This is a genomic window from Variovorax boronicumulans, from assembly GCF_019352895.1.
In the GTDB taxonomy this organism is placed as follows: domain Bacteria; phylum Pseudomonadota; class Gammaproteobacteria; order Burkholderiales; family Burkholderiaceae_C; genus Variovorax; species Variovorax boronicumulans_A.
Genome location: NZ_JAAAFX010000009.1, coordinates 863,332 through 873,941 on the forward strand (window position 1 = coordinate 863,332; position 10,610 = coordinate 873,941).

At 66.8% G+C, this 10,610-nt stretch carries 11 protein-coding genes; 2 read left to right on the forward strand and 9 right to left on the reverse strand.

The annotated features are described in order from the left end of the window. Positions 1 to 7 precede the first annotated feature (7 nt). On the forward strand, positions 8 to 1,624 hold the full coding sequence (gene guaA / locus K0H49_RS23160; protein WP_219217514.1) for a glutamine-hydrolyzing GMP synthase: 1,617 nt from the start codon (positions 8 to 10) through the stop codon (positions 1,622 to 1,624). Positions 1,625 to 1,850: 226 nt separating this feature from the next. On the opposite strand, the gene K0H49_RS23165 is transcribed toward guaA, so the two are convergent. Further along, entirely contained in the window at positions 1,851 to 2,243 is a 393-nt protein-coding gene (locus K0H49_RS23165; protein WP_219217516.1) for a tautomerase family protein, read from the reverse strand. A 102-nt stretch (positions 2,244 to 2,345) separates the two neighbouring features. Here K0H49_RS23165 and K0H49_RS23170 point away from each other — a divergent pair, with 102 nt between their 5' ends. Then, complete coding sequence (locus K0H49_RS23170; RefSeq protein ID WP_219217518.1) at positions 2,346 to 3,224, forward strand: LysR family transcriptional regulator; 879 nt, start codon at positions 2,346 to 2,348, stop codon at positions 3,222 to 3,224. Between the two features lie 29 nt (positions 3,225 to 3,253). On the opposite strand, the gene K0H49_RS23175 is transcribed toward K0H49_RS23170, so the two are convergent. From K0H49_RS23175 to K0H49_RS23210, 8 genes are all read right to left on the reverse strand, one after another. After that, positions 3,254 to 4,291: an MBL fold metallo-hydrolase gene (locus K0H49_RS23175; RefSeq protein ID WP_257625087.1), complete on the reverse strand. Its 1,038-nt coding sequence runs from the start codon at positions 4,289 to 4,291 to the stop codon at positions 3,254 to 3,256. Between the two features lie 52 nt (positions 4,292 to 4,343). Then, complete coding sequence (locus tag K0H49_RS23180) at positions 4,344 to 4,958, reverse strand: TetR/AcrR family transcriptional regulator (protein WP_219217522.1); 615 nt, start codon at positions 4,956 to 4,958, stop codon at positions 4,344 to 4,346. A 488-nt stretch (positions 4,959 to 5,446) separates the two neighbouring features. After that, the gene (locus tag K0H49_RS23185; protein WP_219217523.1) at positions 5,447 to 5,641 is read right to left on the reverse strand and encodes a YegP family protein; all 195 of its coding nucleotides are present in this window, start codon (positions 5,639 to 5,641) and stop codon (positions 5,447 to 5,449) included. 186 nt (positions 5,642 to 5,827) lie between these two features. Beyond that, positions 5,828 to 6,058 (reverse strand): hypothetical protein, encoded by a 231-nt coding sequence (locus K0H49_RS23190; protein WP_219217525.1) that lies wholly within the window; start codon positions 6,056 to 6,058, stop codon positions 5,828 to 5,830. A gap of 223 nt (positions 6,059 to 6,281) precedes the next feature. Further along, a complete protein-coding gene (locus K0H49_RS23195) occupies positions 6,282 to 6,791 on the reverse strand; it encodes a hypothetical protein (protein ID WP_219217527.1) in 510 nt (169 codons plus the stop codon). A gap of 14 nt (positions 6,792 to 6,805) precedes the next feature. Beyond that, positions 6,806 to 8,809: an ABC-F family ATP-binding cassette domain-containing protein gene (locus K0H49_RS23200; protein WP_219217529.1), complete on the reverse strand. Its 2,004-nt coding sequence runs from the start codon at positions 8,807 to 8,809 to the stop codon at positions 6,806 to 6,808. After that, on the reverse strand, positions 8,806 to 9,162 hold the full coding sequence (locus K0H49_RS23205) for a hypothetical protein (protein ID WP_219217531.1): 357 nt from the start codon (positions 9,160 to 9,162) through the stop codon (positions 8,806 to 8,808). The genes K0H49_RS23200 and K0H49_RS23205 overlap by 4 nt, the downstream gene beginning before the upstream one ends. Next, on the reverse strand, positions 9,138 to 10,562 hold the full coding sequence (locus K0H49_RS23210; RefSeq protein WP_219217533.1) for a M14 family zinc carboxypeptidase: 1,425 nt from the start codon (positions 10,560 to 10,562) through the stop codon (positions 9,138 to 9,140). The genes K0H49_RS23205 and K0H49_RS23210 overlap by 25 nt, the downstream gene beginning before the upstream one ends. Between the last annotated feature and the right edge of the window lie 48 nt (positions 10,563 to 10,610).

Here is a 10,610-nt window from a genome sequence, read left to right on the forward strand (position 1 = left end):
CAACGCCATGCAACACGACAAGATCCTCATCCTCGACTTCGGCTCCCAAGTCACCCAGCTGATCGCCCGCCGCGTGCGCGACGCCCATGTGCTGAGCGAAGTGCATCCCTGCGACGTGAGCGACGAATGGGTGCGCGAATACGCCGCCGACGGCCACCTGAAGGGCGTGATCCTTTCGGGCAGCCACGCGAGCGTCTACGAAGACACCACCGACAAGTGCCCGCAGGCCGTGTTCGACCTGGGCGTGCCGGTGCTGGGCATCTGCTACGGCATGCAGACCATGGCGCACCAGCTGGGCGGCAAGGTCGAGGGCGGCCACAAGCGCGAGTTCGGCTTCGCGGCCGTCCGTGCCCATGGCCATACCGCGCTGCTCAAGGACATCGCCGACCGCACCACGGCCGAAGGCCACGGCATGCTCGATGTCTGGATGAGCCACGGCGACAAGGTCACCGAACTGCCGCCCGGCTTCAAGCTCATGGCCAGCACCGACAGCTGCCCGATCGCCGGCATGGCCGACGAGACGCGCCGCTACTACGGCGTGCAGTTCCATCCCGAAGTCACGCACACCGTGCAGGGCCAGGCGCTGCTCAACCGCTTCGTGCTCGACATCTGCGAAGCCAAGCCCGACTGGGTCATGCGCGACCACATCGCCGAAGCCGTCGCGAAGATCCGCGAGCAGGTGGGCGACGAAGAGGTCATCCTGGGCCTGTCGGGCGGCGTCGATTCGAGCGTGGCCGCCGCGCTGATCCACCGCGCCATCGGCGACCAGCTGACCTGCGTGTTCGTCGACCACGGCCTGCTGCGCCTGAACGAAGGCGACATGGTGATGGAGATGTTCGAAGGCAAGCTCAACGCGAAGGTGATCCGCGTCGACGCGAGCGATCTGTTCCTCGGCAAGCTGGCCGGCGTGAGCGACCCCGAAGCCAAGCGCAAGATCATCGGCGGCGAGTTCGTCACCGTGTTCAAGCAGGAAGCCGCCAAGCTCAAGGCCGGTGATGGAGGCCACAAAGGCGCGACCTTCCTGGCGCAGGGCACGATCTACCCCGACGTCATCGAGTCCGGCGGCGCCAAGAGCAAGAAGGCCGTCACGATCAAGAGCCACCACAACGTGGGCGGCCTGCCCGAACAGCTGGGCCTCAAGCTGCTCGAGCCGCTGCGCGACCTGTTCAAGGACGAAGTGCGCGAACTGGGCGTGGCGCTGGGCCTGCCGCCCGAGATGGTGTATCGCCACCCGTTCCCCGGCCCGGGCCTGGGCGTGCGCATCCTGGGCGAAGTGAAGAAGGAATACGCCGACCTGCTGCGCCGCGCCGACGCGATCTTCATCGAGGAACTGCGCAACTTCACCGACGAAAGCGGCAAGAGCTGGTACGACCTCACGAGCCAGGCCTTCACCGTGTTCCTGCCGGTCAAGAGCGTGGGCGTGATGGGCGACGGCCGCACCTACGACTACGTGGTCGCGCTGCGCGCCGTGCAGACCAGCGATTTCATGACGGCCGACTGGGCCGAGCTGCCGTATGCGCTGCTCAAGAAGGTGTCGGGCCGCATCATCAACGAGGTGCGCGGCATCAACCGCGTGACCTACGACGTGTCGAGCAAGCCGCCGGCGACGATTGAGTGGGAGTGAGCTGAGGTCCCTTGGGACCTGTCGTTTGTTGAGAACCGACGTACCGTTTGGGCCCCCGAAGGCCATGCGGTGCGGCCGATGTCAGGACATCGGGAAGTCCCGATGAACGCACGAACGCCACCCATCCAGTTCGACTGCGGTGTGGTGGGCCGTCGCGCATCGCGCTGGCCGCAGTCTTCCGTGAGCAGCAGGCGCAAACGATCGCCGTGGCGCGCATGCCGCAACCTCAGCTGTGCTGATACCGCCACTCCTGGGTGACGCCGCCATAGCCATAGGACGCGGCCAGGCAGTCCACGACATGAATGCTCGAATGCGGATGCACATTGCCCAGCAACTCGGCGAGCAGTTCATAGGCCGCCTTGTGATAGTCCGCCTTCTCCGTGCGTGTGTTGGTTTCGCCCGTGATCGTGACCTCGAGCTTGAACGAGCGCCTGCCGTCCTCGGCCAACGACGCGCCCGCGATGAACCACTGGTCGGCTGGCAGGTACTGAACGATCACCCGGGTACGCGAGCGTTCTTTCTTCAATACCCGGCAGGTGAGCTGCATGAGCCGTTCCGCGAGTTTCGGCGTCAAGGTCGCGTCCGAGGGGCCAGAGACAGTGATGTGAATACCAGGCATGCTTTTCTCCTTGCTGTGTCCTGAAGCGCCAGTATCTGGCGCCAACTGATCACGGAAAAGCGGGAAGTTATGATGATATCCATCGGAAAAACAGGTGGATAAATGCCTCGCATCCTGGATCTGGAATTGCTCCACACCTTGGTGGTCGTCGCCGACGCGGGCAGCCTGTCGGCCGCAGCACCTCGCTTGCACCGTTCGCAGTCAGCGCTCAGCGAGCAGGTGCGCAAGCTCGAACAGATCTGTGGCGTGGCGCTCCTGGTCCGAGCAAAGACGGGAGTCCGTCTCACGACGGCGGGCGAGCGGCTGGTAGGCCATGCGCAAAAGCTCCTCTCGCTCAGCGATGCGGCCTGGCGCGAAGTGCAAGGCGCTCAATTGACCGGGGATCTGCGACTCGCGATCACCGATTACTTTCGCCCGCATGCATTGCCGATCATCATCAGACGCCTGCGTGAACAGTTTCCTCAACTGCGCCTCCACGTCAGCATTCGCAAGAGCGCGTGGATCGAAGAAGAGGCCAATGCCGCGAGTTTCGACATCGGGGTGTCGATGACGATATTGCACAAGAACCATTCGCCCAACGACATGGCCGCCGGGCGGATCGGGTTGCGTCGCGAGCCGCTGCACTGGATCGCCGACAAGTCCTTCGTGTTCGCATCCGACGCGCAAGCGCTTCCACTCTTGGTGTTGCCGGACACCTGCTCGCTGCAGCGATTTGCCCTTCATACGCTCGATGTGCACGGCACGGCCTACCGCATCGAGCACACGGCGTCGGACATCGGCGGCCTGCATCTGGCATTGGCGGCGGGACTGGGCGTGGCCTGCCTCAATGCCTCGGCCATCCCGCCAACGGCCGCGCCGATCGATGGCGGCATGAGGCTGCCTGCGCTGCCGGAAGTGGCGTTCAGCCTCGCGCCTCCCCGGGCGGGTGAAGCTGTTTTCGTATCGCATGTCCGGGACATGCTCGCCGCGCAGTTGGGCTGAGGCTGGCCGGAGCGGGATGTACGTCCCGGCTATTCGTGGACACGCCTCCACCACGCTTCACCCGCATGCGGCGCGCTCACCGACAGCCGCTCCCCCATCACCGGCGTCGCGAGCTTCACGTCGCGCGCCTGCGCCAGCGCATGGATGCGCTCGAAGGGCTCGTTCCAGGGGTGCAGCGCCAGGTCGAAGGTGCCGTTGTGCACCGGCAGCAGCCAGCGTCCCTTCAGGTCGAGATGGGCCTGCAGCGTCTCCTCGGGCTGCATGTGGATGTCGGCCCACTGCCGGTCGTAGGCGCCGGTCTCGATCATCGTCAGGTCGAAGGGACCGTAGCGTTCGCCGATGGTCTTGAAGTCGGCGTGGTAGCCGGTGTCGCCGCTGAAGAAGAGCCGCAGGCTGTCGGTCGCGATCACCCACGAGGCCCACAGCGTGCGGTCACCGTCGCGCAGGCCGCGGCCGGAGAAATGCTGCGCGGGCACGGCGATCAGTTGCACGCTGCCGGCCTTCGTCTCGCCCCACCAGTCGAGCTGCCGGACCCGGGCCGGGTCGACGCCCCAGGCGATCAGGCGATCGCCCACACCCAGCGGCGCGATGAACACCTCGACCTTCGGCGCCAGCCGCAGGATCGCGGCATGGTCCAGGTGGTCGAAATGGTCGTGCGACAGGATCACGCCCTTGATCGGCGGCAGCGCGTCGATGTCGATCGGCGGCGCATGGAATCGCTTCGGTCCGGCCCACTGCACCGGTGAGGCGCGTTCGGAGAAGACCGGATCGGTGAGCCAGAACGCGCCGTCGAGCTTGAGCAGGAGCGTCGAGTGGCCCAGGCGATACAGGCTGCCGTCGGGCGCCGCGAGGAGCGCTTCGGGCGTCAGCGGCTGGACCGGAATCGGCACGCTGGGCACGCTCGCGTCGGTCTTGTGCGTCAGGAATTCCCAGCCAAGTGCGACCGTCTTCAGGAAGCCCGGCTGCACGCGCGGCACGACGTTGTGGAAGCGGCCATCGCGCTGCTGCGGCGACTCGGGATGGGCTGTCGGTCCGGCGCCGCAGGCGCACAGGGCGAAGGTGGACATGGCGATGATTCCGATCATGAAAGAGTGACGTGACGAGCGCTTCATTCGACGCTCACGATCCGGACGCGGCACGCCGCGTCGTCGGGCTCTGGGTGCTTTGACTGCCGCAAGTCAGGCGCACCGCGAGACGGATGCCGGCCTGGTACTCGGCGGACGTCCGGGCGTGGTGCTTGAGGCCGTGCGCGGCCGCCAGCAGATGCTGCGCGAGCGACTTGGCCGTCAGGCCGGCACCGTGCCACGGGATGGCGGCACCGTTGGCCTGGATCGCTCGCGTCAGCTCCTTCTGGACCGTCTGGTCGAAGGCTTCGAGCACCGGTCCGATGAGTTGCCGCGCGGTCTGGACGATCTCGCTCATGTGTTCCAGGGACATCTGCGAACCGTCGCTCTGGGCATGCAGCGCCGCGAAGGCGCCGGTCAGGCGCTCTTCGAGCGGCAGATCCTCGCGTGCCAGCGCGCTGCGCATGGCATCGAGGCTCTGCTGCGCGAGCCATGTGGCCGCCTGCTTGAAGAGCTCGTCCTTCGACGGGAAGTGCAGATAGAGGCCCTGGCGGGAAATACCGGCGGCACGTGCGAGGTCGTCCATCGAGGTCTTCCTGTAGCCATAGCGCAGGAAGACGCCGATCGCCGCATCCAGGATGACCGTGCGCCGGTCCGGTCCGGTGGCCATCAGCAGCACGCTCCGGCAAGCCCGGCGGACACGAACGCGGCAGCTGGCGCCGAACGGCGAGGAAGGCCAAGAGGGGGACGCAGGAGACCTGCGGTGATGGAGGAAAGAGGTGGCATGAAGCGAATTTGACGAAAGGGTCGGCAGGCGGGATGCCTTTCCGGCCGACCCGAGCACGCAGCCTTGGCTGCGGATTCGTCACACTTTACGATATCGGCCTATTTTGTCAATCAGAAGGCAGGCTGCCTGATCCGCCAGGGCGCGGTCTTCAATGGCGTGGTTCGCGAAGCTGTGCCAGGGCGCCTCGCGCAGGCGCAGCCCGGCGTGTGCGTGCGTGCGTGCGTGCGTCCGCAAGCGTGTGGTTCGAATGGGAGGACGGCGCTTCGCGGGCCTTGCATGGACCGCGCGTCGATCGCGATAAGCGCCGCTTTCTCGTGCAGACGCAGCAGGGCGCCGGTCGACAGCGGGAACGCCGCCTCAAGCCCCAGGCGCTAGCGTTCGACGCTGCTGCCCAGCGGGTCGAAAACGGCCGACCGCGAGGCCTTGGCGCGAACGGAATCGATGCTTTCCAGGGCCGCGCTCTTGTCCGCAAAGCCCGTCGGGCATTTGGCGATCACTTCACCGGACAGGGCCCGGAGTTCCCAATACCAGCGTCGATTGATGTCCATGAAAACGACAAAGCGCATACGGTCTTTCGAGCTATGTGACGTTCAGATGGCGCCGTACCCTGCGACGGACCGACGGCATCGCCCCAGGCAATGGCTGGTGGGGAATGGCGGATCGCCATGCGCCGGGCCTGGAGGAAGGAGGCGGGGCACCGACATGGGGGAAAGGGGGAGGGGCGAAGATCGAGAAAAGGCCGCGCTGCGCCGTCAGGTGATCAGGTCGCTGTTGCCTGTCAGCGAACGCTTGCTGGCGCTGACCGAGCTCACGATGCCGATCGCACTCGCGCGAAGCAACTCGTTGCGCAGCGCAGACTCGAGCTGCGCCCGCGCCGAATCCGGCCGGTCATGCTGGTACTCGTCGTCCAACTCGCAGTGCAAGTAGTAGTCGACTTTTGCCATCAGCCGTTCAATCGATGCCGCCAAGTCCGAATTGTTCATCTGCCTGCTTCCTTCACCATGGACGGGCTCGCTCTTTATCTCCACTGATCGAAAAACTGCTTTCGCCGTTTCAAGCAATACCTCAGGTTAGCACGCTTGCACGGGACGTTCTCGCCATCGGATCCGGTCGATGCAAAATTGACCATTAAAGAATTCATTGAGCTCTCTCATCCGTCCTGAAATGAAAGAAAGAGCTTTTTAAAATAGGTCTTTAGTTTTCAAATTAACGCAAAGAAGGCGTGACAGGTGCCGGCAGGACCATTTGCACAGCCTGTGCAACCCTGACGCAATCCTTGATATGTTGCTCGCCCAGGGCGCGCAGCGCCGCATAGCCCAGCGCCGCCGACACCATCTGGCCGGCGATCGGCACGTACTTGGCAGCCTGCTTCGACGTCAGGCGGATGCCCGCATGCTTGGCCAGACCGATCAGAAGATCACGCGTGATCAGGCGGCCGACCAGCAGTGCCCCGACCGTGGTGGCGGCCTTCTGGATGCGCTCGCGCCGCTCGGGCGCCAGTTTCTCGATCTGGGTCACCGACAGCCCGAATTCGGCGCTGATCTGCGGCACCAGGCGCGACAGCAGGGCCGCGTCGGCCGCCCAGTCGACGCCCGGCAGCGGCACGGCGCTGGCCGCCGCCGACAGCAGCGCCTTGCGCGCAATCAGTTTCCGGCTGCGCTGCACCGCGGCGATCAGCGCCGGATCACCCTGGGCCAAATCGATCGCATTGGGCATGCCGGCATTTCCTTTCAGGCGGCGAGGGCTTCCAGCTGACCGGACAGCGCCAGCCAGCGCTCCTCGAGTTGCTCGATTTCGTCGTTCAGCGCCTTCAGGCGCTTGCCCGCCTCGGCGATTTCCGCGGCCGGCAGCGACTGCGTGAGCCGGGTTTCGATCGCGTCCTTGTCCTTGCCGGCCGCAGCCAGCCGCTCGTCGATCTGGCCCAGCTCGCGCTTGAGCGGCTTGGCCTGGTCGTTGCGCTGCTGGCGGCCCTGCGCGTCCTGCTTGCGCTGGTCGCGGGACTCTGCGGGCGCCGCAGCCGCCGGTGCCGCGACCGCGGCAGGCTTGGGCGCGGGCGCCGCGGCCTTGTTGCGTACCGCCTCCTTGGCTTCCTCGCGCTGGCGCTTGGCTTCTTCCAGCAGGTAGCGCTGGTAGTCGTCGAGGTCGCCGTCGAAATCGGTGACCGCACCGCGGCCGACCATCCAGAACTCGTCGCACACTGAACGCAGCAGCGCACGGTCGTGGCTCACCAGCATCAGCGTGCCTTCGAATTCGTTGAGCGCCACGGCCAGGGCCTCGCGCGTCGCCAGGTCCAGGTGGTTGGTGGGCTCGTCCAGCAGCAGCAGGTTGGGGCGCTGCCAGACCATCATCGCGAGCACCAGCCGGGCCTTTTCGCCGCCGCTCATGGTGCCCACCGGCTGTTTGACCATGTCGCCGGTGAAGTTGAAGCTGCCCAGGAAGCCGCGCAGCGCCTGTTCGCCCGTGGGCTCCTTGACGGCCGCACCGAGCTCGCGCGCCATGCGCACCATGTGCTCGAGCGGGTTGTCCTGAGGGCGCAGCACGTCGAGTTCCTGCTGGGCGAAGTAGCCGATGTTGAGGCCCTTGCCCTCGGTGACTTCGCCGGCCAGGGCGCCCATTTCGCGCGCGATGGTCTTGACCAGCGTCGACTTGCCCTGGCCGTTGGCGCCCAGGATGCCGATGCGCTGACCGGCCTGCACCGACTTGCTGACGTGGGTCAGGATGGTCTTGGGCTCGCCGTCCACCATGTAGCCGAAGTCGGCATGGCTGATCGAGAGCATCGGGTTCGGGATGTTGCCCGGCTCCTTGAACTCGAAGGTGAAGTCGGCTTCGGCCAGCAGCGGCGCGACCTTCTCCATGCGCTCCAGCGCCTTGACCCGGCTCTGCGCCTGCTTGGCCTTGCTGGCCTTGGCCTTGAAGCGGTCGATGAACTTCTGCAGGTGGGCGATCTTTTCCTGCTGCTTGCCGAAGGCGGCCTGCTGCTGCTCCATGTGCAGCGCGCGCATTTCCTCGAACTTGCTGTAGTTGCCGCCGTAGCGCGTGAGCATCGCATTGGCGATGTGCAGCGTGACGGTGGTCACGGCGTCGAGGAATTCGCGGTCATGGCTGATCACGATCATGGTGCCGGCGTACTTCTGCAGCCAGGCTTCGAGCCAGACCAGTGCGTCGAGGTCCAAGTGGTTGGTGGGTTCGTCGAGCAGCAGCAGGTCGCTCGGGCACATCAGTGCGCGCGCCAGCTGCAGGCGCATGCGCCAGCCGCCCGAGAAGCTGTTGACCGGCTGGTCGAGCTCGTGCGTCTTGAAGCCCAGGCCCAGGATCAGCGCCTGCGCGCGCGGCGCGGCGTCGTGCTCGCCGGCATCGGCCAGGTCGGTGTAGGCATGGGCCAGCGCCATGCCGATCTCGGCATCGTCGGGGTTGGCGGCGTAGGCCTCTTCGACCTTGGCCAGGGCCTCGCGCAGTTCGACCAGCCGGGTGTCGCCGCCGACCACGAAGTCGCTGGCCGATTCCTCGGTCTCGGGCATGTCCTGCGCGACCTGTGCCATGCGCCACTGCTTGGGCAGGTAGAAATCGCCGCCGTCCTCGTGCAGCGTGCCGTTGAACAGGGCGAACAGGGTGGATTTGCCGGCGCCGTTGCGGCCGACCAGCCCGACGCGCTCACCCGGGTTGAGGGTGACGGTGGCGCCATTCAGGAGCACTTTGGCGCTGCGGCGCAGGATGACGTTCTTCAGCGAGATCATGGAATCGGCGAAATGAGGCCCAGGGCTTCGACGGCGGCCAGAACCATCGCGGTCTGGGTGTCGTGGGCAAGGATGAAGGGAGCGCCGTGGATCGTCTCGTCGGGAAATTCCGAAATCAACGTCAGGGCGGGGCCCGGTCGATGCACTTCGCTGATCATGCAGGCGGTGCCGTGGATGAGCTCGAACGGTAGATCGCCGGCATGTGCATTGTAGCTGGCGAGCTGTTTGGCGTTGAAAGCCCTCAACGCCGGTCGCTCGGCCAGGCGCAGGCAGACGTGCTCGGCCAGTTGCCGGGCCCTGTCTCCCCAGCCCGGGTGATGGCGCAGGATCAGGAAAAAGCCCTTGGGCAGCATCCAGGCCTCGAAGCCACGCGGGATGTAGCCGCTGAAGGGCCGCGTCCATTCGTGGGCCGGATAGCCGTGGAGGTTGAGGTGCAGCTGGGCGCCGGACATCGCCAGGCCCTGTTCGCGTGCCGCGCGCTCGAACCAGGGCGGGGCATCGCGGTATTCCAGGTCGTCGCCCAGCGCCGTGTAGCGCGCCGCATGGTGCATGTGCCGCGGTGCCTGGGCGCACAGCGCGCGGTGCAGCGCAGCGCATAGCCGTCGGGGTTCTCCAGCGGGATCAGCGCGAAATGGGCCCGCTGGCGGACCAGCTGTTGCGCGGCGCGCAGCGCACCCACCACGCCCGAGGTCTCGTTGGCGTGCTGGGCGCCGGAGATCAGCACCGCCGGGCCCTTGCCTGGATGGTAGACACCGCGGACCGCTCGGCCTTCGCGGCTGGCGACTTCGAAGCGCTGGCCCGGCACGCGCGCCAGTTCGGCCGCGATGCGCGCCGGCGCCAGCGGCGACGGGGTGTGTTCCAGCGGCAGCGCGTCGGCCGCGACGACGACGTCCGGCGCCAGGGCCGGGTAGGCCGAGGCCGTGATGCGCAGGCGCGCAGCGCCTCTGCCGGCGCGCACGTCCGGCACGATCTGGCCCGGCCGCAGCCGGCGGTCGCCGGCCGGCCGGCCGCTGCGGTGCTGGAAGAACTCGAGCAGCGAGAAATACAGGTCCTCGTGCATCGCCTCGTGGGTGTTCATCCAGCCGCTCTCTGCCGCCGGCGCATGCGCGATGCCGGGCATGTCGACACGGAGTTCGAGCCGCTCGAAATACGGTTCGGTCTCGGGCCAAGGGTGGGCGTGCACCAGCGCCAGGGCCTCACGGAAGATCGCCTCGTGCTCCGATTCATGCCGGCGCTCGGACATCGCCGAGCCCGGATACTGGACGCGCAGCCAGGCGGTCGGCGACAGCATGGGCCGGTCGAGGAAGTCGGCGTGGACGCGGTTGGGCGCAGGCACGGTGTCGCTGCGCTCACGGCCATCACGCCAACGCAGGTCGACGCGATAGCAGGGCAAGTCTTCGGATGCCGGCAGCGACAGCAGCTGCAGTTCGGCGCCGCCGAGCATCTCGGCCAGCGGATAGGCCTCGAGCAGGAAACGGCGCGGCGAGGCGGCCGGATGCACCGGGCAATGCACGATCACCCGCGCCAGCGCCTTGCGGTCGACCGCTTCGAGAAAGTGGTGCACCAGCGGCTTATAGGCGCTGTAAAGGCGGGCCTGGATGCCCCGCGCCGCCAGCTGCGCCTCGGCGCGGCGGCGGGCGCGGGTGCCCTCGAAGAGCCAGCCCTCGACCGCCGTGCCGGCCGGACTGCCGCTCAGCTCGCGCACCCACGCCTCCAGCATGCGCGACACCCGGACGTCGAGCAGAACGTCCATGGCCGCGGCGCCTAGCGCAGGCCGCGCACGATGGCGTCGCGCGTGAGC

Excerpts from the sequence above, each read along its gene's own strand:
- guaA (WP_219217514.1), top strand. The coding sequence starts at position 8 with ATGCAACACGACAAGATCCTCATCCTCGACTTCGGCTCCCAAGTCACC.
- K0H49_RS23165 (WP_219217516.1), bottom strand. The coding sequence starts at position 2,243 with ATGCCTGGTATTCACATCACTGTCTCTGGCCCCTCGGACGCGACCTTG.
- K0H49_RS23170 (WP_219217518.1), top strand. The coding sequence starts at position 2,346 with ATGCCTCGCATCCTGGATCTGGAATTGCTCCACACCTTGGTGGTCGTC.
- K0H49_RS23175 (WP_257625087.1), bottom strand. The coding sequence starts at position 4,291 with ATGTCCACCTTCGCCCTGTGCGCCTGCGGCGCCGGACCGACAGCCCAT.
- K0H49_RS23180 (WP_219217522.1), bottom strand. The coding sequence starts at position 4,958 with ATGGCCACCGGACCGGACCGGCGCACGGTCATCCTGGATGCGGCGATC.
- K0H49_RS23185 (WP_219217523.1), bottom strand. The coding sequence starts at position 5,641 with ATGCGCTTTGTCGTTTTCATGGACATCAATCGACGCTGGTATTGGGAA.
- K0H49_RS23190 (WP_219217525.1), bottom strand. The coding sequence starts at position 6,058 with ATGAACAATTCGGACTTGGCGGCATCGATTGAACGGCTGATGGCAAAA.
- K0H49_RS23195 (WP_219217527.1), bottom strand. The coding sequence starts at position 6,791 with ATGCCCAATGCGATCGATTTGGCCCAGGGTGATCCGGCGCTGATCGCC.
- K0H49_RS23200 (WP_219217529.1), bottom strand. The coding sequence starts at position 8,809 with ATGATCTCGCTGAAGAACGTCATCCTGCGCCGCAGCGCCAAAGTGCTC.
- K0H49_RS23205 (WP_219217531.1), bottom strand. The coding sequence starts at position 9,162 with ATGCTGCCCAAGGGCTTTTTCCTGATCCTGCGCCATCACCCGGGCTGG.
- K0H49_RS23210 (WP_219217533.1), bottom strand. The coding sequence starts at position 10,562 with ATGGACGTTCTGCTCGACGTCCGGGTGTCGCGCATGCTGGAGGCGTGG.